Below are 25,666 nucleotides of genomic sequence, written 5' to 3'. Positions count from 1 at the left end.
TGTCATCTGATAACTCTATCCTTTTCTAGACCCATATTCAACTTGCGGATTAGCCCTTAATGGAGCCAGCAACCATACCCTTCATAATCTGATCTTGCAAAATCAGATACACAACAATGGTTGGGATGACAGCGATTGCCATTGCTCCCATCGTTAGAGCGTAGTCGGTTCCGAATCCATCTGAGAATAAAGCTAGACTTAACGGAAGTGTCTTTAACGCCTGCGTGTTAATGAATACGAGGGCGAAAGAGAAATCATTCCAGAATCGTAGAAACGCTAGAATTGTAATCGTAGCAATGATTGGTGTACACAGCGGGAATATAATTCGGCCAAAAATTCCCCACCAACCGTTTCCATCGATCATAGCCGCTTCCTCAATTTCTTTAGGAATCGAGGCCATGTAACCCATGCTTAAGAATATAGCGATCGGAAGTTCAAATGCCGTATACGGTAAAATAAGTGCACCATACGTATCTAGCAAGCCGACCTCTTTCATCATAAGAAATAACGGTACAAGCGTACTATGAATCGGTATCATAAGTCCTGCTAAAAACAAGGATACAACAATCTTCTTAAACCGGAATTGAAATCTTGACAGCACATAACCTGCCAGAAGACCAAGCACTAGTGTTAGAATGACTGATGTTAACGTCACGAACGTTGAATTGAGCATTCCTCTTCCCATATCGCCAAGATCCCAAGCTCTAAAGATATTGTCTATCTTCCACTCTTTCGGTAAGGCGTACGGATTATTGAAGAAATCTTCATTCGTCTTAAATGCACTAATAAACAGCCAATACAAAGGGTATAACGTACCTACGGCATAACCGAGTAATATCAACTTTCCAAATAGGGATAACCCTTTTTCGGCAATTTTCTTACCCGGAGAAGCCGTGGCCGTTCTGGTCGTCCTAGTTGTTCCTAATTCCACGCCCCTTCCTCCTTCTCGTTAATCCGCTTTCTTACGGGTCAGGATATAGTTAATCCCAATCAGTAAGGCGCTTATGATCATGATGATGGTGGACACGGCGGAACCGTACCCATACCGGTAAACACGAAACGTGTTGTTGTACATATAAGTAGCAAGCAATTCTGTCGATTGTGCCGGTCCTCCGTGGGTCATCACCATAACGTGATCGAACGCCTTCAAGCTTCCCGAGATACAAAGTACTAGGGTAACAACTACCGTGCTCCAGATCATAGGCAATGTTACATAGAACAACTTTTTACCCTTTTGAGCTCCATCGATATTAGCAGCATCATCAATTTCTGGCGATATATTCTGCAGAGCTGCAATAAAGATGATCATATAGGGGCCGATATTACTCCAGTTAATCGGAATTGTAATAGCGAACATATTGACTTTGACATCTGATAGCCAAGCCCGAGACCAAGACTCAAGCCCAACTGCCTCCAAAATGGTATTAACCAGTCCGAACTGCGGATTGTAGATATATCCCCAGATGAGTCCAACAACAACCGTTGAAAGCACCATTGGCATAAATACAGCAGAACGTACAAATCGACTAAAGAAAGAGTTCTTAAGCAGTACTATCGCTAAAATAAGTGCGATCGGAACCTGCCCAACAATCGCCGATACAATTAGAATCATGTTATTCTTGAGCGCTCTCCAAAAAATGTGATCTTGTAGAATTTCTCGGTAGTTATCGAGGCCAATAAACTTCGTTGCTCCGATACCCTTCCATTCAAAGAAGCCATAGTAAGCGGACCAAATAATAGGAACTATGACAAAAACCACAAAGAGAATAAGTGCCGGAAGTAGAGCTAGTGCAATAAATCCTTTACTACGTACAGCAGTAGGCATGGTAACTCTCCCTTTCAAATATCGATTCAGGACTTACTTATTATGGTGTAACTGCTCTAGCTTGTGCGTCCTGAAGTTTCTGTGCGACACTTTCAAGTGTGCCACCCGTCATAATTTCTTGGAGTCCGTTGTTAATTACCTCTCCCGATTCCGCAGATAGATATGCATCGTAGACCGGTGTAATATTCGTCTTCTTGACCAAGTTAAATGCTTTATAGTAAAGCGAACTTACTTTAGATTGATCAATATCTGTATCGTACATTACCATAGAGTTGCTCTCTGCTATCGCTTTCTGAGCATCTGGACCGCTAACTGCATAGATAAGTTTAAGTGCCGCTTCTTTCGTTGCACCTTCAGTACGTTTGCTTAATGCTAGACCTGCTCCTGCACCACCAGTAATACTGTTCGCATCACCTTTACCACCTGGAATAGATGGAAGTACAGTAACATCAATATCCTTCATCTGTTCTTCACTTGCAGAAGCTGCCAAGTTCGTAAGACTCCAAGCACCACTGATCATCATAGCTGCTTTTCCTTGAATGAAGTATTGCTCTGCTTGCGTATTATCGATACTGTTTGCACCCTCTTGGAATGCATTATTATCGACAAGTTGCTTAAAGTAACCCAATGTATCAATAAATTCAGGATCTGTGAATTTTGCACCCTTTTGAGCTGAAGCATTCTTGAACCATTCTGTTCCAGTTACACGTTCGCCAATCGCACCGATGATAGTTGACTGAGCAACCCATGGCGCTTTGTTTCCAAGTGCAATTGGTGTCATTTTGTTATCGTTAAATACTTTAATAGCTGTCATTAATTCATCCCAAGTTGTAGGTACTTTGACCTTGTATTGCTCGAATATAGCTGTGTTGTAGTAAAGGAAAGAGGTTGCTGACATTCCCATTGGAGCTGTGTAAATCTGACCCTCTTCAAATTGGTAAGGATCAAAAGCACCTGGAAGGAACTTAGCTTTCCAATCTGGATTCTGATCTGCAAGTTCTGTAATCGGTTGCAACAATCCCGCTTTATATAATTCAGCAGAATGACTTCCTGCATATACGAAGAATAAGTCTGGTAGTTCATTACCTGCGGCAACTGTACTTAAGCGTTGGCGGTAACCATCCGGCGGAATAGCCTGCGCATCAAGTTCAATATTGGGATTGTCTTGTTGGAACTTCTCGATAAGTGATCTTACTGCTTTGGCACGTAAGTCATCCCCAGCAAAGTTATGCCAAACCGTTAGCTTAACTTTATCGTCTTTTTTGGTGACTTCGCCTTCAGCCTTTTTATTATCTCCGCTATTTCCGCAAGCTGAAATAATAAACATCATGATCAATAACATTAGACTCATTTTCTGCATCTTTTTCATAGTCAATCCCCCTTAGTAGTTATACCTGATGAACCAATAGATACCTCAGTTCACCCTATTCAAAATGAATATCTTAAGTATAAAGAGGAGGGCAATCGATACATAGGGGATATAATTCAGTTAATAGAGGTACAATTCTCAGCTCTTCCCCCGGTACTCCGAAGGGGTCTGTCCTGTGAATTTTTTGAATATCCGATTAAAATGTTTAATATCTTCATATCCGATTCGATTTGCCACTTCGCTGATTTTAGCGGGTGTCTCACTTAACATAACCATCGCATTACGTAGTTTGGCCTGCGTCACGAATTCAATATAGTTCTGTCCGGTCTCCCGTTTGAATACTTCACTGAAATAATTAGGGTTCATATGGACATGTTTAGCCACTTGGCTCAATGAAGGGCTTTGCTCCAAATTCTCGTTAATATATTCAAGGGCACGTTGAACCGGACTTATTCCGGAGACCATACGACTGTATTGCTTCATGATCTCCTCAAAGTGGTACATGAGTGTCTGCTCTGGCCTTTTCGCAAGCTCTACCTTGTTCACATCCTCACCAGGAAGTAGTACATTTGAATATCCGATTGAAGATGCTGCGCGTTCCAACCACCGATAACCCGCCATTATCAAAGAATGTAGGTATGCCTGAACTGAATTAGGTGTCGCCTGATCATCTTGTTTGCTCCGCGCTAATATACTTCCAATCCCTATACGTAAGTCTTCCGTACTTCCTGCCCGTAATAAGGTATACAGCATGGTTTCTTCTTCTGTCTTGCAGACCATCCGAAGCCCTTTGCGATCTTCAATTTGTTCATAACGTACACTCTGCTCATGACTGAGTAGCCAGAGGTAGGAGCTCGCTTCCACAGCAGTGTCCATCGCTTCACGTAACTGGTATGCATCTTCTACACTCCGACCACAAGCCGCAAATATTTGAAAGTGTAATGCTTGCTCTGCTTTTCGAATAGCCCACTCTACGGGGTCCCAGCCGTTATTCTCCGATTCTATCTTCACTAATAGTAGCAAGGATTGATTCCATTGAAGCCACTCACATGGGAGCAGTCCCGTTAACATTTCACCAACTGCAGCATGAAGTACATCAGAATCGTGATTCTTTTCTAGATCTTCCCCTTTTGCTGTAATGATCCAGATTTGTAGGAGCTGTCTACCTTTCTTCACACATAATTCTGGATATCTTCTCCACAATTCCGTTACCATCTGCTCATTTGGATTAGAAGAAGAAGTGAACAGTTGTCTTAGGAAACTTCGGTTCACTACGATTTCCTTCGCTTTAACTTGTTCGTGCTCATGTTTTCGATACTCGAGTCGTTGCTTTGCCCGCAGTGCAGCTTGAATAATCTCATCCGGCCGACTTGTTTTGAGCAGATAATCGCTAGCGCCTTCCCGCAGGGCCTGTTGGGCATATGCAAACTCATCAAACCCTGAGATAATGATCATTTCCATGTCTGGGTATTCTTTCTTAACTTCATGAACCATCTGTAGGCCACTTTTTCCACCCATCCGAATGTCCGTAAAGATAATCTCCGGGCGTTCATTAGGAATGCGTAAGAGTGCCTCCTCAGCTGAAGCAGCTGGTTCAAGTACCGTAAAGCCACTTTCTTCCCAATTGATTACTGTACTTAATCCGGTGCGGATAATCACTTCATCATCAACAATAAGAACCTTCACTCTCATCATCTCCCCTTCTATTAGTTGTTTCCGTACTCTGTGTAGGGAATGGTGAACATGATGCGTGTTCCTTCTCCCTCTTTACTTTCTACATGAAGCCCTGATTCTTTACCGTAATGAAGTAAGAGTCGGTTATTCACGTTACGCAACCAATACCCCCCTTTTGTAGAAATCCGCTTCTCATGGACCGGGGGTTCCGACAGCTGCGTTCGAAGCCAATCTAGACGTTCTAGCGCAATTCCAATACCATCATCTACTACGGTAAAATGGATGCCTTCTTCATCACAATCCGCATAGATCGTAATACTTCCTAATCCATCACGTTTCAATATGCCATGCAACATCGCATTTTCGACTAACGGTTGCAACAGAAGTTTCAACATGAAATGCTGCTCCTGTATACCCGGATCCACGTTCACTTGAAATGTAAATTTATCTGGATAGCGAATGGATTGAATATTCACATAATTGTTGACATGGGCAATCTCTTGTTCAATCGAACAATATTCTTGTCCATTATTTAGGCTAAATCTTAGAAATTCGCTCAATGAGCCTACCATTTCAGCAATCTTACCGTCGCCATTCATAAGCGCTAACCAATGAATGGAGGACAATGTATTGTACAAGAAATGTGGATTGATCTGAATTTGCAACGCCTGCATATCCGCCTCTTTTTTAAGCGATTCATTCCATTTGACTTCATCTGTCAGCTTGACAATACGGGAGCTTAATTTGTTATAGCTGACAATAAGCTGCCCTACTTCATCTATGGACTTCACAGGAATGGCAGGCAAAGGCTCTTCTGGGCTTGAGTTCTTAAGAAAGTTAGTTAATGCCGACAAGGGCTTGGTTATTTTTTGGATGAGAACAAGAACGAAAATAATGACGAAAAGAATTGCAACCGAGACAGCTACTGCTGTAAGTGTAAGGAAATATCGGTTTTGTGAACGGTATTCTTCAGAGGGTATGATACCAACTAACTTCCAATTGACACTCTCCATCGTTTTATAGAGGATGGTTTTCTTGGCGGATCCTTCTCCATAATCCATAAATCCACTTGGACCTTCAAATGGTTCGATATTCGGATAATAACTTGAGAGCAGGTAACCCGTCTCCATTTCAGGAGGACCCGCGAGAATTCGATTCCGATCATCAAGGAGTAGAACAAACCCGCTTTCTTCCAAAACAGATTCTCTAATTTGTTGTGCAATAATGCCTTGATCCAGATTGATTTGTTCTTTTCCGATAGGCTTGAATTTGTCTGTACTGCGAATGGGTCTGGCGAGCGTAATCACCTTACGTACACCATCGAAAGTCCACTGTCGGTGGACGGAAGACCACCATTTCGGATATTCATCATAATATTTGGGGTACATTTGCGTAATATCTGTGAAGTCAGACCCCACTAATGATTTATGTGAAATGGGCGGCTTAGCAGTCAGTGGTTCTATAATAATGTTCGCGATATATTCTTTGGAAAAAGCTAGATTCGTTAAGAAATTGATGATTGATGTTTGCTGAACGAAATCCCCCTCAGGCGACTTCAAATAATTCTGTACACCCGTATTACCGATTAGAAATAAAGACATATTCTCTACATCTTGAACCATCGTAGCCAAATAGGCCTCAAGCTGGCGTAGCGTATTCATCCCTGATATTTTTGCCTTTTCCTCCGTGAGTGCTGCCGTTGTTCTATATGCAAAGAACCCCAGAAACAAAAGCGGAACAAGTGTAGCTACAATGATTAACAGCGATAATCTGTGCTTAAGAGATTTCCCTAGCCAATTCTTCATGTTCGCACCTCGATCTTAGCTACACACTAGCAAAATAAGTGCCTTTTTAGTAAACGCTTCCAATATAATTTGTGGACATATAACGGACACACCTTTCACTTGTCGTTAATGGTAACATATTCCTCGAACATGGTATACAACCTATGTGGCTTCAATTCAAAAAAAATTAGCTTGATACTCCAGCAAGAAAAAACCGCTCCGACCTTACTCCCGTGTAAGGTTTGAGCGGCTTCTCCTTTCATTAAGTTACAGTTCCAATAGGTACTTTGATCAGCTTACATTCTCTGAATACTGTCTATTCCGTATACCACACACTTACCGCTCGCGCTATATATTCGTCCAATAAATTCCAATATCTTCTGGAAGATAGGCGTCAGAAGATAACGTAAGCGGGATATCGTACTGATGAAAATGCATATCAAATTTCACAGGTTAGTCTCCTGTCTATCCGAATGTAATCCAATCTCTTCTATTACTGGTTCACCAAGGTCCTTCATTTCACTAGAAGGTGTAAGTCCGAGGTAATGACACATTAATGGGGCAAGAATGAGCTGCGACAAAGACTGTCCATTATTATTTATATGCGAGATTGGGGATTCTCCCCAAATATAGAGAGGAACATGCCGCTCTCAGGTTCCGTGCCTCCATGTTGTCTAGTGGCGTTCATCCCGTGGTCGGAAGTGACGATGATTTGATAACCCAGAGATAACCAAAGTGGAACCACAGTCGCAAGCATACCATCGACCGCTCGAACAGAAGCCTCGTATTCTTTACTTTCTCCTCCGAACTTGTGTCCCGCATCATCTATGTTCATGGAATGAATATATAAGAAATCTGGGTCGTACGTCGTACGCAAATATTCAGCGTCCACGAACAAATGACTATCTGGATAATGATCCTCGAAGTAGAATATACCATGCTGAATAGGTTTCTCCTCATCATGCTGATGACGATCTGTTATGAGGTTAAAGGGCGCAGCATTATACAACTCACTCACCCAATGATACGCTGCTGCAGCCGTTCTTAATCCTGCCTTTGCAGCAATATGGAACACGCTCTGTTCCTGACTTAATCTCACGATATGATTAGCTGTTATGCCATTCTTTACGACAGGAGTTCCGGTAAGTATAACTTCGTAGAGCGGGCGAGAGAGGCTCGGCAGTTCGGATCTAACCTGATAACAAGTGACTTCTCCTTGTTCTACAAGGTGCTCCATGTAACCTAAATACTTGCGTGCCGAATCATATCTCAGTCCATCCAAGACAACAACGATAAGCTTACCTGCTGTTTCCGTCATTCCAACGTCCCCCTTTGTTTCATTTCGCTTCCGTCCATTGAAGATGATTGTTCCTGATCATCTGCGCCCATTCCCTCGGAGGAGCAACGTTACTCACGACAATATGAACTCTCCGCAGGGGCATGATTTCAATAAATGCTTCCTTATCAAACTTGGAATCGTCGGCCAATACAATCGTCTGGCTAGCTGCCTCCACCATTCTCCGAGAAATAACCGTCTCACCCAAGTCATAGTCACTCATTCCCCGACTCAGTGAAATGCCTCCAACAGAGATAAATGCTTTATCTACACGGAACTGCGACATCATACTTTCACCAAGCGACCCTGACATCGATTGCTGCTCCGGATTCAATTCACCTCCGATAACGATGATCTTACCGGTGAATTTCCCGCTGTTCAGGGATTCCATCAAGTGATAGGCAACCGCAAGAGAATGAGTTAATATGGTAAGCCGTTCCCGTCCTACGATCGCTTTGGCTAACTCAAGTGTCGTAGTGCCAACATCAATAGCAATGGTGTCACCGGATTCGATGAGATTAGCCGCTGCTCGACCGATTCGCGCTTTCTCTTCTGCCTTCACCATCTGGCGTTGTAAATAAGGAGGCTCATAGTTAGACGGCTTCGTGAGCACAGCTCCACCGTATACTCGTTTCACCAAACCTTCCCTCTCCAATAACACAAGATCGCGACGAACTGTTTCCTCAGAGACCGTAAAACGCAAACATAATTCGGGCACTTTCACTTGCCCTTCCAGCTTTAATTGCTCCACGATGACTCGTTTGCGTTCTTCCGAAGATATGGACATGCCTTACGCTCCTTCCTTCTCGAGATGTAACAGTTGAGAATCATCTAATGCTAAACTTACAGCGCCTCGATCTCCTATTCGATGCGATCGACCATCATTCAATACATCAATCGTCAGCCTTACACCAGCAGCATCTATCTCGTAACGGATGATATTACCTAGTATGGATACGGCATGGACGTTTCCGTCCACGATGCGTTTATCAGCATATAACGCCTCGTTACGACCTTCCTCATTCAGAAGAATGAACGATTCAGGACGAATGGCGAAGCTTTCCGCTGTACTATCTACCCGTTCGAACAGCCTTAATACCTCGGGCTTGGTCAGCACATTGTAGCTCCCCATGAACCGAGCGACAAACTCTGTTCGAGGCGTCGTGTATAACTCTTCCGGGGTTCCCTGTTGAACAATACTTCCCTTATTCATGAGACATACCCGATCAGATAGAATTAAGGCTTCCTCCTGATCATGGGTTACGAATATCGTCGTCATGTTAAACTTTTTCTGAATATCTCGTATTTCTGTCCGCAGGTTCTTCCGAATCTTAGCATCTAATGCACTAAGCGGTTCATCAAGTAAGAGAACCTTAGGCTGAACAGCAAGCGAACGGGCAAGTGCCACACGTTGTTGTTGACCACCCGAGAGATGTTGGGGATACGCATCACGTTTGTCTTCAAGATCGATTAGCGCAAGCAATTCTTCAGAACGATTGCGTCTTTCTCCTTTGGATGCCCCTCTCATTTTCATGCCATATTGGATATTCTCAGCTACGGTTAAATTAGGGAACAAGGCATAGGATTGAAATACCATTCCGATTTCTCGGTTACGAGGAGCAAGATTCACGATATCTTTCTGTTCTAAAAGAATCTGTCCGCCATCTATTTCCGTAAGGCCTGCTATGCAGCGTAGTAGCGTACTTTTCCCACAACCAGAAGGCCCTAGCAACGTGACAAGCTCACCTTCACGGATTTGTAAATCCACATGATTCAGCACGTTGGTATTCCCGAATTGCTTACGAATTCCCTGTAACTCCAAATATGCACTCATCCTTCGATCCCCCTGTTCATTCTCTTACCAAGTTTCATTAGAATCATGGACAGCACTAGAATAAATATGAAGTAGGATATTGCTATAGCGCTTGCCAAATGCCCGCTTTCCCCCACCCTTTGGTAAAGGTAGACCTGAATGGTCTGTATATGCCCTCCGACTAACATATTGGTTAATACGAATTCACCGAATAACACCGAGAAAGATAACAACGTTGAGGTCATAACACCAGGCCATATATTCGGTAAAATGACGCTCACGAATGCTTTTATTCGAGTAGCGCCTAACAGTTCTGCCGAGCCTAGTAACTCAACTGCCGAGACGGTAAGCAGACTGTTTCGAATTCCCTGATACATGTAGGGTAGAATGACTATGAAATAAGCTCCTATTAAAATATAAGCCGTTCCTGCAATTTCAATGGGTCCTGAAGAATACGCCCGAATAAGTCCAACCGCTGCTACCACACCAGGTACGGCATACGGCAGAACGACAATACCCTTCATGAATGACTCCCACTTCGGCAAGTAGACTGTAATGATAAATACTGCAGGTAACATGATAACTAGACTCAGAGCAACGCTTATCGAGCATAAATACAGCGAAGTCCACAACGCATCCAGAAAGCGAATATCTTGAAACATTTCGCTGAACCATCCCACCGTCCATCGCTCTGGAAGCACGGTCGTCTGCCATTCTTTTGCGAACGCATAGAGAAAGGTAGCCAATAAGGGAATCAGCAAATAAATCATAAGCACAAACATAAGTAATTTATGTGTTAAGCCCGTCTTCTTCACTCTGGTCTCCATCACAATTCCTCCTTCACAGTCGTAGCCCAAGGTCGCAGTAATGTCCGACGTTTGCGGACTTGTCTAGAAGCTGAATTGGAATTAAACATCTGTGAACGCTGTGTCATCTTATGATTAAGAAACACGGCTAGTAGTGTGGAAAGCGCAAGGATAACTGCAAGCACATTACCAAGTTGTGGCTCATTCACCACGTCTCCCGACACTAGGGAGCCAATCTGAACCGCAAGCAAATTATAGTTGCCGCCAACTAACGCGTAGGCTGTCGCATAAGCACCCATCGCATTTGCGAATAGAATGCCAAGCGTCCCGAACACCGCTGGCGTCAGAACAGGTATGCCTATCGTTGTCCAGAATTGCCACTTGTTTGCACCCAGAAGCGACGCCGCTTCTTTCCATTGATCACGAATCCCATAGAAAGAGGGATACAACAATAACAAAGCGAGTGGAATCTGAAAGTAAACATAGACCAAAATGAGTCCTGTCCAACTATACAAATTAAAGTCGCCGAATACGTTCCATCCCCACTGTTTAAACAACAGCGTGAACACACCGTTATTACCTAACAAAATGATATACGAGAAGGCAAGTGGAACACCCGAGAAATTCGAAGTCATATTGGAAAGCATGAGAAGTCGATTACGTATCCTTGGTGAGAATCGCGTGATCGAATAAGCACAAATAAGTCCCACGATAATACCAATGATGCTCGATGATACGGAAATGAGTAGACTGTTCTTAATCGCTTTTAAATAGAACGCACTTTGAAGTACTCTTGCGTAGTAACTCAACGTAAAGCCCGTACCATCTTCCGGCCTTACACTTCCGGTTATCATGGACAAGATCGGAGCGAATTGAAATGCTACAACCATTAGTACAAAGGGGACTAACCCTAGAAAAATCCATCGATTTCTCCACTTCATGCCTATCACTTATCCTCCCTGTAAATAAAAGGGGCGTCTTCGGCAAGAAGACGAAGACGCTCCACTATTTAGATATAGTTCACGATTGTAAGCTTACATACTGACATACTGATTAGTTCATGTGTACAAGAACACGATCTTGCCACATCTGAGGAATGGCCTTAGCCGTTGCTTCCCACACCTTGTAATCACCAACCGGTTTAACTTTCGCATAGGCTTCATTTGGTAGGAGCTTTGCCGCTACGTCAGCAGGTAACTTCACGCTATCACGGATCGGTCTGGCATACCCTTTAGCTAAGTTAATCTGACCTGCATCGCTCAAAATATATTCACGAGTAAGTTTCGCTGCATATGGATGTGGAGCATACTTGTTGATGATTGTCGCATATCCACTCACAACACTACCTTCTTTAGGAATAGCTACATCAAATTTATCTTTACCAAGCTGATCGCTATAGTTGAGAGCATTGAAATCCCATAACATCGTCACTTCAACTTCACCTTTTTCAATATTCGCTATACTAGCTTCTGCATTGGATAAACGACCCTTTTTCGCAAGATCCTCGAAGAATGCAATCCCTGGCTCAATGTTCGATTCGTCTCCGCCAAAAGCAATCGCTGCGGCCAGAACGGCCATTTGAGCTTGTGCAGCTTTCGTTACGTCACCAACAATGATTTTGTAATTACCATTCTTAAGATCTTCCCAGCTTTGGGGTGGTGTTTGTACAAGCGTCTTATTCGTCAGGAATGAGATCGAACCTTGGTAACCTACGACCCAATGTCCGTCCTTGTCTTTGGCCCAATCTGGAATCTCATCCCAATGGGACGTCTTATACGCTTGTGTTACGCCTTTATCAATCGCCACAGGTCCGAATGCGATACCAACATCCCCGATATCCGCCGTTGGCTTGTCTTTCTCAGCATCGAACTTGGCTACTTCCTCAGCACTCGACATATCCGTGTCCGTGTGCGTTAATGTATATTTAGTCTGCAGATCCGCCCATGTATCTTTCCAGTTCGCCCAGGTATCCGGCATTCCGACGCTTACGACAGAACCCTCTTCCTTCGCTTTCTTCTCAAGATCTGCTACAGAAATGACTTCAACCTCACTACTCGCTTTCACTTCCTTGTTGGTATTTCCCCCACATGCAGCAAGCATTAGAACCGACATAGATAGAACAAGACCGACAGCTAACTCCCTCTTAAACCAATGTTTCATGATTTCTACTTCACTCCCGCGTGGATTAATGTGGGTTCTCTATGTGTTCTTGTTGCTTCTACCCTACTACAGTATAGTTCGTGTTTATTTCCGCTATATTTCCTCAATTGATTATATTTGTTAAAATATCCAATTCATTTAGATGGCGATGTGATCGTAGGACCGGCGACGCTGTATACGTTAATCAAGAAAATGGTCAAGAACGAATATATACAGGCGGGAAGTTCCGATGATGAACGGCGTAAACCTTATATGGTAACAGATAAAGGGAGAGACATCGTGCTGAATGAAATCGAGCGACGTTCACGGATGGCAGAGCAAGGAAGGAAAGCGATTGAATCGTCCAAGGAGGAAAATAATTATGAGTAAGACTAAAAATCATCATTATATAGCGTCTTACGAGAAATATAGTAGAGTTGCCAAAAAAATCGGAATAGCCACCCTTATTTCCTCGGTAATAATCGTGATAAGTTTGGGGCTGTTTGCCTATACAGAGAACACAGATAGTTATGTTGGTACTGTATCTGCTCTCTTTGCCATTTGTGCTTCCGCCATAGCTGTACCGACATTGATGACCTATCTCGGTCTAATCATAAGAAGAAGCATCGCGAAGAAAATATAAATAAACTAAAAAAAGTCCGCCACTGTATCAGTAGCGGACTTCCTCCAGTAGGTTAGCGGATTTTGCGGTATTTCTCAGTCCGATTATCTTCAATCTCCCCGCTCCAATTAAGGCCAAACGCGAAGTCGTAGGTATGATTCTCGGAATCTACATGGCACTCCATATCATGCGCCACATCCTCGAACTGTTCTTCAACCGTTCTCATGTTGGCAGGCATCTGCATCGGTAGCAACCCAGAAGGCTCCACAACCCCTGTCAGCACCTCCATAATTGCTTGATCTTGTACACCGAAGTTCACGATGATAGCATCTACCTCGAACTCGAACTCCTCAACGATTGTTGGGTTGGACAAGAGCATCGACACGATAACAGGCTTGCCTTTCATCATGGCCTTGGTCTCCAGAACTGTATTCAAATCCACCTTGTTGTGCGGAGTGACCGATTTACCCTTGTAAGACCGATTAAGCACATCATTTTCTCTTCCATCACCGGCAAGACTGACCTCACGGGCATGTTCGGCTGTATAAGTGTTGTACTGAAGACTAAGCGGTACATAACCATTCCCGCCTTGGTCTGCATCTTCCTGACTGAATCCAAACCCTGAATTAGGACTGCTGATGAAGACCAACCCGAAATCTGCCTCATCTGGGTTATCCGTTACATTGAAGTATTTCGCTACAACATTCAGATTGACTGGATGTTCAAACGATTCCGGTGTTGGATTGCCGAACCAGTCCTTCCCGATCGGAGTGAATCTCTTCGGAATGTAGACAGTGCTCTTCGGCTGCAGCGGCAGTACCTGATTCTTATTCTTAAGAAGTACGATTGACTTCAGCTGAGCTTCATAGCCCTCTTTCATGAATTCCGGGCTTCCAACAATTCGCACACTTTCTTTGATCTCAAGATAAGGATTCTCGAACAAACCTACACGGAAAATATTGTTCAGCAGACGCACCGCTGACTGCTCAAAACGGCTACGCATGTAAGACTCCCCATGTTCAGCCACACCCATTTGATAAGCTTCCAGAACCGGTTCCACTTCATTATTTCCACCAAACTGATCGACGCCTGCCATAAGAAGTTTATAATGCCGCTCTGCCACACTGAGGCCTTCAACCCCCCACGGCTTACCGCTCAAAAAGGTATCTTTACTAGCTGTTTCATCTGCTGTAATCAGCCAATCCGTACATACTACTCCGTCATAACCGTATTTGCCACGCAACAGATCCTGAATGAGATACGTATTATAGGAGTTACCGACATTCTCCCCATTCACCGTATCCTGATCCACGGAAACGGTATAGTAAGGCATCACCGCTGAAGCCTTGCCTGTCTTCCCTGACAGATTGAATGCACCGTCGACGAAAGGAATTAGATGCTCTTCAAAATTATTCCCTGGGTAAACCGCATACTTTCCACAACCGAAATGCGCATCTCTTCCGCCTTCACCCGAACCTCCGCCCGGCCAGTGTTTAACCATCGCGTTGACGCTGTCATAGCCCCAGCCATCCGTAATTTCTTTCTCACCTTCCGAAGTTTGGAAACCATCCACATAACTACGAGCCATATCCGCTGAGAGCTTGGAATCCTCCCCGAAGGTACCGTTGAATCGGAACCAGCGTGGGTCCGTAGCAATATCAATCTGTGGGGACAAAGCGGTTGCAATACCCAGTGCCCGGTACTCCTTCGCAGCAATCTCGCCAAATTTCTGCGTAATTGAGGGTTCAAAGGTAGCCGCAAGCCCTAGCGTTTCTGGCCACATTGAAATCTGGCTTCCTGAACCGGCATTGAATTCAGAGCTCGAATCAGACCCATGACGCGGATCAGAACTGTTGTTGGCGGGAATACCAAGGCCAGCACCTTCAGCGAATGCCTGTACTTGATTGTTCCAACGCGCCGCAACCTCTGGACTCTCAACCACGGTCATAAGGATATGTCTTAAATGATCTTTGGCCAGAAAAGCAAGCTGTTCATCCGTCAGGTCCCAAGGCTTCGCCCCGCTCTCTTCATAAGACTTCCCGCCATACGTACTGGGGAACCAGCCGTGGCTCAATCCAGGAATTGATTGATGTCTGCTATAGAGCATTAGACCCGCTATTTGTTCGATGGTCATTTTGGATGCTAAGTCTTTTGCCCGTTCCTCCGGTGACAAGCGCCAATCTTCATATCTATCCAACGTGCCGTTCTGATTCAAGTCTTTGAAGAACAGCCCATCCTGCTCCAGAATCGTAACCCCTGATGTTGTGGAATACCCAAGTGTAGGACCTCCCAGGTTGCTCACGTATCGTACATTCTCTTCTATATCGATGTTTTGTGTATCAAGCATGTCGTTTTCCCCCGATATCCAATTATTTAAGCCCCAACTTGGCGTTCATCTCATCTATGATCTGTTCCAGCTTCGCTTCCGTCATTCCGCTTCCCATCATGCCTGACAATGATCGCAAACCATCGTATTTCTTCCATTCCAACATAGCCTCGAACAGTTGAGCGATTCCCCCATCATCCATACTTTCTGCAAACATTGCACCCATATGTTTGAGACCTTCAATACTACTATCCATCGCTTCCTGAGCGAAGACAGCCGTCTCTGGGATCGCAAGCAATTCGTAGAACTTCGTATTCCGGGTGACCTTTTTAAATGGAATCTGGGTAGAGACCACATGGACAGTGCTGCTCAGCGGTGTATCCACGGATGATGGGCCGACAACAATCTCATATGAGCCAGTCTCTGCGAACCAGTCATGAATTTCAGTATTATAGTAGGCAAAGGCACGTTTATCTAAAGTAAAACTAATTGTAGTCGCTTCCCCTGGTTGCAGACTCACCTTTGTGAACCCTTTTAGCTCTTTCAGCGGTCTGACGACCGTACTTTCGATCGGTCTAACATACAGCTGCACAACTTCCTTGCCGGCACGTGTCCCGGTGTTGCGAACCGTCATCGTTACCGTGGTCGTCTCAGTATCCTTCAGATGCGTCTTATCTACTAGAATATCTTCGTAAGCGAATGTCGTATAACTTAGGCCATAACCGAAAGGGAACAATGGTTGCTCCTTCTTCGCTTCATAATAGCGGTATCCGACGAACAATCCTTCGCCGTAATACACTTCACTCTTGCCTCCAGGGAAATTCAGATACGCCGGAGTCTGCTCCAGTCTTACCGGGAATGTCTCTGCAAGTTTACCGCTCGGGTTCACTTCACCGTACAAGACATCTGCCACAGCGCTACCTGTTGCTTGACCGCCGAGGTAGCCTTCAAGTACGGCTTTCACATCCACCAACCATGGCATCGCCACAGGCGAACCATTGGATAAGACGACGACCGTATTCGGCTGTACAGCCGCTACTTGCTGAATCAGTTGGATTTGGGAAGATGGTATATCCAGATGTGTACGATCCAATCCTTCCGTTTCAAAAGAATCCGGTAATCCTGCGAAGATCACCGCCACATGCTTGCTTGCCGCAAGCGCTACGGCTTCTTCGATCAACGCTTCATCGATAGTATCTTCATCGATCCGATATCCTTCTGCGAAGGATACGTCACCTTCTGCGAACACCGATATAACTTCAAGCGGTGCATCAAGTCGAGTTGGTGAAATATGCGAGCTACCGCCACCCTGAAAGCGCGGATTTTTTGCGAAAGCCCCGATGACAGCAACGGATTGGCTTTTATTTAGCGGCAGTAGGTTCTCATCGTTCTTGAGTAATACCATACATTCCGCAGCCGTACGGCGCGCCAGCTGATGATGGATATCTTTATCGTAATTGAATCCTTCCTTCCGAGCGTCTGACGCTTTAAAAATCACGGTTAGCAGTCTTGCTACTGCACTATCTAGTACCGCTTCATCCAGTTCACCTGATCTGACTGCGTCTACAATCATTTGATCATGTTCTGGACCGACAAATGGCATTTCCAGCTCAAGTCCCGCCTTAAGTCCTTTCACACGCTCATTAATTGCGCCCCAATCCGTCATGACAATACCGTTATGACCCCATCTCTCTTTCAAAACTTCTGTTAACAGATACTCATTCTCAGAGCAGAAGTCTCCGTTCACGAGGTTATATGCACACATCACTGTCCACGCATCAGCTGCGGTAATCGGACCTTCAAAGCAGCGCAGGTAGATCTCGTTCAGAGTCCGCTCGTCCACAATCGAATTGATGGAGTTACGTAGGGTCTCCTGGTTGTTCGCTGCATAATGCTTAACCGAAGTTCCTACTCCTTCTCCCTGTACACCGAGTACATGGTGTGTACCCATCTCCGAAGATAGATACGGATCCTCCGAGAAGTACTCAAAGTTCCTACCGCACAATGGCGACCGCTTGATGTTCACGGCTGGCCCCAGGATAATCTGCACATCCTCGGCCTGACACTCTTCACCAAGGGCCTTGCCGACTTCTTGGATTAATTCGCGATCCCACGAGGATGCTAGTCCCGCTCCACTTGGGAAGCAGGTCGCTGGTACCGTCTTGCTCGACATGTCCGCTGGATTCCCTTGCTTGCGAAGACCATGCGGACCATCCGTCATAACGATAGAAGGGATACCTAGGCGCTCCACCGGTTTAGTCTGCCACATATTAAGCCCTGAACAGAGGCTTGCTTTCTCCTCTACCGTCATTTGTGAGATCACTTCTTGTATATTTCTAGTCATTGTTTCTCTCCCCCTAATTATGATTGTTATGTCTGTAACTCTATGAATTTAGAACTACACAGCGATTTCAGGTGTCGTTAATTCAACTTCGGCTGTATGTGTGCTATCCAACTCCGGTAACGGTCTAAGCGCCATCATCCCAAGCACCACACATGCCGCCAAAGCGATATAGAAGAAGGACCATCCCCCAATACCCAGCAAGAGCGGAGCAATAGCAGGCACGATGGATTGCGGAAGGCAGTTTGCCACGTTCATAAGGCCAAAGTCTTTCGCCGCATCTTCTTTGCGCGGCAGAATCCGTGCCACGAGCGCCATATCTACGGCAGTGAAGCAGCCGGCGCCAAGTCCCAAGATGATAGACGCAATGATATATGCCGTGTAATTAGGCACGAACGCGAAGATCAGAATACCTACCACCATCAAAACTGCAGAGCCGTATAAGAATGGCTTTTGCTTGCGGAATTTATCCGCCAATATGCCGCCAATAATGCTAGTAAAGGCCATAGCGGCCAATGAAATAATATTAATGGTTGCGACGCTGGAAGTAACCTGTCCCTCAGTATATCCCATGCGGCTCACTAACATCACTGTAAGATACAAGCTACTGCAGAAACCCATCATCATCAGGAACTTGGAAAGAATAGCCCATGAGAACATAGGAAACTTACGCGGACTTGGGTACACTCTGCTCATTTTCTCACTAAATGAGATCTGTTCTTTCGCAACTTTCGGCATTTCAACTTTTCCATCGCGAATGAAGAATAAGCTGATCAGTGGCCCCACAATACTGACAACGGCTACGAATATCCATTTCATATCAGATGAGACACCTGACATCAACATCATAATCGCCATCCCTAAAGACATGGCTAACGGTAAAATCAAGCCCAGAATGCCAGACACCATTCCTTGTTTCTCTTCTTTGACCTGATCAGGGATCAGTGCGGTATAGGCCGCCATTCCAAAGTTGAAGAACAATTGGGCCAAAGACCAGCCAACTACGATTTGCCATAACTCAGTAGCAAATCCTATCCACAGAAGCATTGCAGCTCCTAACAATGGTCCAATCAGAATCCACGTCCGACGACGTCCGAACGAGTTGTTCGTACGGTCACTTAATGCGCCCCCGAGTGGATTCCCGATTAATGCGAAGATAGCCGCTATACCAGCAGTAAGTCCAAACGAGGAAGTATAGCCATTTGGATCAACTTCAATCAATTTGAAAATTAATAAAAGTGCACCGGGCACCAAAAAACCCATCATCATAAAGCCGTAGCCGAACATGATACCAAATAACAACCTACGTAACGGCGTAATTTTTTGCCCTTTAATCAATGATTCAGTCATTGTAATGACACCCCCGTAATATTTGAAAACGTTTACAATATGATTATAAAATAAACCGCCCCTCATCAGATAGGCGGTTGCTTATAGAGTTTTGGGTTCATTCTTAACATGTTTGTGTAAGCGCTTTATGTTTGTGTATTCAATCTGAATAAAAATTGACTCAACTATTCATACACAGGTGTCAGCTCGATGAGCTCAACCCCATGTGGCTCTAAGATAGATATCAGGATCACGCCATCCTCGACGTCCAGGAACTGAACATGTCTTCGAGGGTGGGAACTCTCCTTAAGATAGGTGGTATCCTCTGCTGTTAACGATTCTGGTGCTCCCATCTCCACCCACTTATCATAACTACTACCATGCTGGCGATCGATCGTGTGGGTGACCAATTTATATTTTCCAATTGGTAGACCTTTCAGGTCCAGCTCAAGCCTGAGCGTCTTCTCGCCTTTGAATCCGTTATAACGGCTCGTCGCATTAATGAAGGACGTATCTCCAAGTGCATACAGATCATCGAAGTGACAATAGTTATAAGTCATAACTTGATAGCTCTCGCCACCCTCCGTCACCGTGTACCCATCTCCCTTGGTGATCAGCCGATCCCCAAGTTTTGCGAGAAGGTGGTATGCATACATGGCGGCTTTCGGAATGCCGTACTGAGCAATCAAGCCCAGCCCCCCGTGGAATAACTGCGGTGACGCTGCAGTCTCCTCGATATTGTCGCTGAGGACCCAGTATCCGAACCCGTGGATACGATCTAGATTTTCTACAATATTTTTAACAATATAGGCAGCTTTATAAAGGGTATCATTCGTTAGTTCACGGTGGTACGCGGTCGAGTTCCACTCCGTAAGATATACTTCCCGCCCGGAAAGGCCTTGTTCGTCCAGTTTCCTTAGTTCTTGCTCCAACATTTCTTTGAGATAGTCTGGATTCGGGGAGATTCCCTGAAATTCCTCTAGTAGCTTCCGGTATGGCCCCAGCTTGAAGAACTGTTCAATATGATCCGTGCGGACAATGTCCTCCAGATTCTCATGCGGATAGAAATGAAGTGGGATAAAGTCCGGCAGACAGTTTCTTTCCCTGCAGAATGCAAAGAATGTCTCGCTGAACGCTCGCGAACGAAACGTAATAATACAACCCGGAGCTCCGATTTGCAGCTTGGTAGAAATACTCTTCATTGTCTCATAGGTCCTCAAATACAAATCCATGTAATCCATATCCGATCCGGGCCAGAACACTTTAAGTTCAGGCTCATTCCAGAACTCAAACTTCCAGCTCTCCACTTCAGATTTCCCATAACGACTCTGGCAGTGGAGAATGAACGATTTTACCAGCTGGCACCAATGATCGATCGATTTAGGTGGACTTGTATAGCTAGCCTTATAGAAGATGGTCTTGCTTGGATCAGCTGCTAATTCCCCGGGCATAAACCCTAGTTCCACGAACGGCTTAAGTCCAATCGACAGCAAGAAATCGAACAATTGATCTACAAATCTAAAATTAAATACGGGATGACCGTTCTCATCTTCCTGATAGACCATCATCGCATCATCAAAGATGCCATGAAAGCGCAAATAACGGAACGGGCAGTGCTGCTGAACATACCTTAAGTGCTGTTGAACATCGGCATGTAGACCTTCTTTGGCCTTCCCAATTGTAATCAAATTCTTCCAAGTGTGCCTAAGTGGACTGCCATCTACACCTACATTAACCGCAATAGATGTTGCCTCTAAAGATCGTACTTGTTCCATATCGTTCGATTGGCTACGCTGTAAATAACTATTGATGATCCCGAGTGCACTGGACTGGCTAAAAGCAAGATAGTTCGATGACGCCTTCTCTTTCTGCTCATGCAAGTCTGGCCTGTACTGACTGCGATATTCATTAGGTGTCATATGATACCTATTCTTGAATGCAACATAGAACGACTTAACATTCGGAAAGCCATGAGCCAAGGCAATGTCTGAAATCGTATCTTCTTGATGTAGCAGTACTTCCACCGTATTTTTCAAGCGAATACTTGTGAGATAAGACTGAAAGTTCAGCCCGATGTTCTCACTGAAGAACTTTGACAGATACGGCACAGACAAATATTCACGCTCAGCAATATTGTGTAGGGAAATTTCTTCCCTATAGTTGTCGTCGATATAGGTAATGATTCGCATCATGCGCTCCATATATTTCTCATTCATCGCACCACTAATTACCGGTGTCTTGAACTGTTTCATCAGAGCAGAAAAGACTCCTAGCATGCGAACCTGCATTTCCAGCTCGTAGGCCTCACCCTTCTTATGCATCAGCTGTACCATATCTGCCAGCAGTTGACGGATATGATTGAGCGCTGATTTCTTATCCTGTCTAATAGAACCGGAGTAACACTCGAAGTTAATACTCTCCATGCCTTTGATACGTTCTTTCAAATAAGAGATCGGGATGAGATATGTAGCAATAATATTCATGTCTAGTCCAATAACTTCATGCACGTGGCACTGATTAATCAGCAGGACATCGCCCTCCATCAGCGTATGCTTCTGGCTGCCCATCGTTACTTCAAGATGACCACGTAGTACAAAGATAATCTCAACACTATTATGCCAATGACTCGGCACATAATTGACACTATGCAGCGATACATCAAACGGAAGCGTATCCTTTATCTCTATTAGCTCGTAAATGGAATTTGCCAAACCCTGACCCCCTTGACACTTCATACGTTCGGTTATAATAAACACAATTCATTATAATCTATAATGGCAGAAACACGTCGATCGCACTATATATATCTATTTTCCCTTCATGTTTACAATAGATCTGTATATTCAGTGCCTTTCAATAAACAACAAACTTCACACCCATAATTGGATGTGAAGTTTATAATAGAATCGTGATGTGATAAATCCGTAGTTCGTATTCGTGTGATAATTAGAAGCCAAAAAGTTACTAATAACTTTACTCCGAAGGAGACGGCATAATTTGTGAAGTGGAGCTTTCTAGTATACGGTTAGCGCGTCGCTGGAAGAACGGTATGCTTACCAAGCAAACAAGGGTCACTCCAATAACCAGCGCGAACCCCGTCCCTCCCATTCCTTTCAAAGGTAAAGTCAGCGTGAGCAAGATACATCTCGTGGCTACCATCAAGGATTCTCTCCATACAAGGAAGGAAGCTTGACTGACGGGACTCGCATGTTGGATGAACCGGAATTGTTGAGCATTCCAGACCGTCATGAAGAAAAACATACCGACTGCAGTGATCAAATTGGAGATAATCAGAGCTGCTGGACGCTCAAATAATACGATTAGAAATCCAACTGCTAAAAGTGTCATTCCAATCCACAGCCACCGCATCTCGTCGATTTTTATTTTGCGATACACCCATAACCCCAGCAAAGAGCAAATGGTATACACCATGTTCAACAAAGCGATTAGAAGCTTATCCTGTGTAACAGAGAACGTAAAGAGCAATGAAAATAAATTCTGAAATTGCATGAATACACCAGCGGCAAGAAAAGAAAGTATGATCCACTTAGATCCTGGACGGTCAAAGGCCATACGGATACTAAAACGACTACTTGTAGACGTATTATCCTGGACGTCGGTAGTAGATAATGTAATTCTCGGCATAAAGAATGAGAAGATAAGCATCATCGCAACAAAGATAAGCATCAAGATGAAAGAACCTGAATACCCATACCCATCGATAACTTTCGCCGCTACAAATGGAACGCAAACAGATATCACCTGAGAGATGACCATAAGTGTGGCGAAATAAGGGGCATATTCACTTCCCTTTCCTCTTAATGCGATGCTGAGATTCTGTGAAGCTTGCGAGAACCCAAACATGGCACCCACAGGTATCCCTAATAGTACTATCCACAGATACCGATTATCGAATTCAACCATAACTAAGTACATGAAAGCAGCGGTTCCGCACAACGCAGAAACCGCCAAGGTCAAACGTATTGTAAACTGATTCAACAGCTTTGCTGCAACAGTGAAAGAAATTCCCCAACTGATGAACATAGACATGTTGTAGAGAGAGACTTCCGCAATAGAATGATCATATTCCCATATGAATAAATTGACAAATATCCCGATATAACTCGCGATAATTGTGCTGATCGTAGTCATGATCAGCAGCTTGCGCATATCTTTAGACATATGCCACACCCTTCCACGTAAGCGCTTGGTTACTATTTTATACTTGTTTACCTGAATACTCGGTATCGTGCTACATCATTTCACGAAATTCTAACCACTTCATCTCATTGGATAAGTGGGCAACCCTTGATCACTATATGTAATTATCAATTTTAACCACTTCTATATTCTTACTGCAATCACGTAATTACGTCTTTGAATTTCACACCTGTAATACTGATGGTCGTTTCAATATGGGGTTATAACCATCAGCATTTACAGGTGCTTTTTCATTTCCATCCTTGATTACACAGCACTAACTCTTAATAAAAGTAAGCATCGGTGCATACTTTTATTTACCATTCTATTTAACTGCACCAGCTGTAATCCCACTTGCGATTTGACGTTGAAAGATGATATAGACAATGAGTATCGGAACAATCGTAATCAGAAGTGCCGCGAATAACGGCCCCCACTCTGTGCGATATTGCATCTCAGCTTGCATAATTCCTATTTCAACAGGAAGCGTATATTGCGCAGGATCGTTAATCAGTATCGTTCCCACGATATATTCGTTCCAAATGTTCAAGACGTTAATAATGCCTAATGTAATCAGCCCCGGCTGAGATAATGGAAGCATGACCTTAAAGAACGTCCCATAATAAGAAGCTCCATCAACAATCGCAGCCTCTTCTAGCTCCTTCGGTAAAGACTTGAAGAATCCTACTAGAATGAATATTCCAAACGCAAGCAAACTCGATGTATAAACAAAGATCAATCCAATTTTGGTATTAATTAAGCCCATTGAATTCATTAAGAAGAATAGAGGTATTAATGCCAATACAAAAGGAACCATCATTGATGAGATATAGAGAAGAAATAAAACATTGCTTCCTCTAAATTTATATCTCGCCAGCACGTAAGCTGTCATTGCAGACAACAATACTCCTAAAAATGTCGAGCCCACTGTTATAATAAGTGAATTCATAAAATAGGTGCTGAAATTATATTTACTCCATACATAAGAGAAGTTCGACCATAGTAGCGGAAAATCAGGTAACGCCCATGGTGCATTAAAGAAAAACTGTTGATTATCCTTTACAGAATCCAGTACGGTCCATACGAGCGGATATATGACCGATATGCTCCATAAGATCAATATAGCATATAGGATAAACTTTACGACTGGATTTTTAATGTGCCTCATCTCGTTATCCTCCCCTTAGCTCATCTCAACGGATTCATGACGCATTAACCGTTGAAGTACGATTGTCGTGATTAACGACAGGACTAGGATAACAAACCCTATCGCAGCACCATAACCGAAGTGAAATTGTCTAAATGCCATTTGATATAAATATGAACCCATAACCTGCGTGCTATTATCCGGTCCACCCTCAGTCATGATCCATACAATAACGAAGGAACCATTCAGCGTGGTCATCATGATGTTTATAATGGATACTTTCATTTGCTCCCATATGAGTGGAAGTGTAATGCTCCAAAATTGATGCCATTCACCCGCGCCTTCAATATTTGCTGCTTCGTAATACGATTCCGGAATGCCTTGGATTGCTGCGATCAGAAGAATCATATAAAATCCGATACCCGCCCAAATGGACGGCGGCAAGAGCATCCATATTGTATGCGCCGGAAACCCCAGCCATGTTATCGTGACTTTGTCCTCCGTAAATAACGACAGAAATGCATTCAAGAAGCCTATTTGCGGATTATATATGAAGTTCCACAATACGCCGATAACAACGACGGAAATCACATTTGGAATGAAGAAGATCGATCTGAAAAATCCTGATAGTTTAAAACCGAAACGTGTAAGTGCTACCGCAAAGAAAGTCGCGAGAACCATGATGCCGACTATTTTGCCCGCAACAAGGAAATAATCGTTGCCGATCGCCCGCCACACAATGGGGTCGTGGAACATGTCCTTGAAATTATCAAACCCAACAAAGGTCTTATGTTCCGACATGCCTGACCAATCGAAGAAAGAATAATACAAACCTTGTACTACCGGATAAATCGTGAATATGCCAAAAAATATAAGTGTAGGAATGATGAATGATGCGATAAATACGTTTCTCTGCCATTTGGCCGTCCCTGAGTTCATACTTCCATCCCTCCGA

At 44.1% G+C, this 25,666-nt stretch carries 19 protein-coding genes and 1 pseudogene; 2 read left to right on the top strand and 18 right to left on the bottom strand.

The genetic code is table 11. From position 1 onward, the window contains the following. Positions 1 to 49: 49 nt before the first annotated feature. From BW961_RS18210 to BW961_RS18160, 11 genes and pseudogenes are all read right to left on the bottom strand, one after another. On the bottom strand, positions 50 to 931 hold the full coding sequence (locus BW961_RS18210; protein ID WP_068579960.1) for a carbohydrate ABC transporter permease: 882 nt from the start codon (positions 929 to 931) through the stop codon (positions 50 to 52). 18 nt (positions 932 to 949) lie between these two features. After that, positions 950 to 1,825, bottom strand: coding sequence for a carbohydrate ABC transporter permease (locus BW961_RS18205; protein ID WP_068579958.1), 876 nt, complete (start codon positions 1,823 to 1,825; stop codon positions 950 to 952). 40 nt (positions 1,826 to 1,865) lie between these two features. Then, entirely contained in the window at positions 1,866 to 3,194 is a 1,329-nt protein-coding gene (locus tag BW961_RS18200; protein WP_068579957.1) for an extracellular solute-binding protein, read from the bottom strand. Between the two features lie 138 nt (positions 3,195 to 3,332). Next, complete coding sequence (locus BW961_RS18195; RefSeq protein WP_244555992.1) at positions 3,333 to 4,886, bottom strand: response regulator transcription factor; 1,554 nt, start codon at positions 4,884 to 4,886, stop codon at positions 3,333 to 3,335. A 14-nt stretch (positions 4,887 to 4,900) separates the two neighbouring features. Next, positions 4,901 to 6,673 carry a cache domain-containing sensor histidine kinase gene (locus BW961_RS18190; protein WP_068579954.1) on the bottom strand — a complete coding sequence of 591 codons (1,773 nt, stop codon included), beginning with the start codon at positions 6,671 to 6,673 and terminating at the stop codon, positions 4,901 to 4,903. Positions 6,674 to 7,098: 425 nt separating this feature from the next. Then, positions 7,099 to 7,970 (bottom strand): annotated as a pseudogene (locus tag BW961_RS18185) (alkaline phosphatase family protein). Between the two features lie 19 nt (positions 7,971 to 7,989). After that, on the bottom strand, positions 7,990 to 8,775 hold the full coding sequence (locus tag BW961_RS18180; protein ID WP_068579952.1) for a DeoR/GlpR family DNA-binding transcription regulator: 786 nt from the start codon (positions 8,773 to 8,775) through the stop codon (positions 7,990 to 7,992). Between the two features lie 3 nt (positions 8,776 to 8,778). Continuing rightward, complete coding sequence (locus tag BW961_RS18175; RefSeq protein ID WP_068579950.1) at positions 8,779 to 9,822, bottom strand: ABC transporter ATP-binding protein; 1,044 nt, start codon at positions 9,820 to 9,822, stop codon at positions 8,779 to 8,781. Continuing rightward, complete coding sequence (locus BW961_RS18170; RefSeq protein WP_068579948.1) at positions 9,819 to 10,628, bottom strand: ABC transporter permease; 810 nt, start codon at positions 10,626 to 10,628, stop codon at positions 9,819 to 9,821. The genes BW961_RS18175 and BW961_RS18170 overlap by 4 nt, the downstream gene beginning before the upstream one ends. Next, a complete protein-coding gene (locus BW961_RS18165) occupies positions 10,628 to 11,548 on the bottom strand; it encodes an ABC transporter permease (protein ID WP_068579946.1) in 921 nt (306 codons plus the stop codon). Before BW961_RS18165 ends, BW961_RS18170 begins: the two co-directional genes overlap by 1 nt. Before the next feature lie 112 nt (positions 11,549 to 11,660). Next, the gene (locus BW961_RS18160; protein ID WP_068579944.1) at positions 11,661 to 12,767 is read right to left on the bottom strand and encodes an ABC transporter substrate-binding protein; all 1,107 of its coding nucleotides are present in this window, start codon (positions 12,765 to 12,767) and stop codon (positions 11,661 to 11,663) included. A 150-nt stretch (positions 12,768 to 12,917) separates the two neighbouring features. Here BW961_RS18160 and BW961_RS18155 point away from each other — a divergent pair, with 150 nt between their 5' ends. Both BW961_RS18155 and BW961_RS18150 read left to right on the top strand, forming a co-directional pair. Continuing rightward, positions 12,918 to 13,136: a helix-turn-helix transcriptional regulator gene (locus BW961_RS18155; RefSeq protein WP_068579942.1), complete on the top strand. Its 219-nt coding sequence runs from the start codon at positions 12,918 to 12,920 to the stop codon at positions 13,134 to 13,136. After that, positions 13,129 to 13,389 (top strand): hypothetical protein, encoded by a 261-nt coding sequence (locus BW961_RS18150; RefSeq protein WP_068579940.1) that lies wholly within the window; start codon positions 13,129 to 13,131, stop codon positions 13,387 to 13,389. Before BW961_RS18155 ends, BW961_RS18150 begins: the two co-directional genes overlap by 8 nt. 52 nt (positions 13,390 to 13,441) lie before the next feature. Here BW961_RS18150 and BW961_RS18145 read toward each other — a convergent pair whose 3' ends face one another. The 7 genes from BW961_RS18145 to BW961_RS18115 all read right to left on the bottom strand — a co-directional run bounded on the left by BW961_RS18145 (position 13,442) and on the right by BW961_RS18115 (position 25,650). Beyond that, positions 13,442 to 15,715 (bottom strand): glycoside hydrolase family 3 protein, encoded by a 2,274-nt coding sequence (locus BW961_RS18145; protein WP_068579938.1) that lies wholly within the window; start codon positions 15,713 to 15,715, stop codon positions 13,442 to 13,444. 22 nt (positions 15,716 to 15,737) lie between these two features. Then, positions 15,738 to 18,038: a beta-glucosidase family protein gene (locus BW961_RS18140; RefSeq protein WP_068579935.1), complete on the bottom strand. Its 2,301-nt coding sequence runs from the start codon at positions 18,036 to 18,038 to the stop codon at positions 15,738 to 15,740. Positions 18,039 to 18,092: 54 nt separating this feature from the next. Next, complete coding sequence (locus BW961_RS18135) at positions 18,093 to 19,385, bottom strand: MFS transporter (RefSeq protein ID WP_068579933.1); 1,293 nt, start codon at positions 19,383 to 19,385, stop codon at positions 18,093 to 18,095. A gap of 164 nt (positions 19,386 to 19,549) precedes the next feature. After that, a complete protein-coding gene (locus BW961_RS18130) occupies positions 19,550 to 22,075 on the bottom strand; it encodes a GH39 family glycosyl hydrolase (RefSeq protein ID WP_139331685.1) in 2,526 nt (841 codons plus the stop codon). Between the two features lie 262 nt (positions 22,076 to 22,337). Beyond that, entirely contained in the window at positions 22,338 to 23,546 is a 1,209-nt protein-coding gene (locus BW961_RS18125; RefSeq protein ID WP_068579931.1) for an MFS transporter, read from the bottom strand. Between the two features lie 343 nt (positions 23,547 to 23,889). After that, positions 23,890 to 24,732: a carbohydrate ABC transporter permease gene (locus BW961_RS18120; RefSeq protein ID WP_068579929.1), complete on the bottom strand. Its 843-nt coding sequence runs from the start codon at positions 24,730 to 24,732 to the stop codon at positions 23,890 to 23,892. Positions 24,733 to 24,747: 15 nt separating this feature from the next. Beyond that, positions 24,748 to 25,650 carry a carbohydrate ABC transporter permease gene (locus BW961_RS18115; protein WP_068579928.1) on the bottom strand — a complete coding sequence of 301 codons (903 nt, stop codon included), beginning with the start codon at positions 25,648 to 25,650 and terminating at the stop codon, positions 24,748 to 24,750. Between the last annotated feature and the right edge of the window lie 16 nt (positions 25,651 to 25,666).

The organism is Paenibacillus macquariensis (genome assembly GCF_900156375.1).
In the GTDB taxonomy this organism is placed as follows: Bacteria; Bacillota; Bacilli; order Paenibacillales; family Paenibacillaceae; genus Paenibacillus_AQ; species Paenibacillus_AQ macquariensis.
Note: the sequence above shows the minus strand (reverse complement) of the source record. Positions and strands in the feature narration are given on the sequence as shown.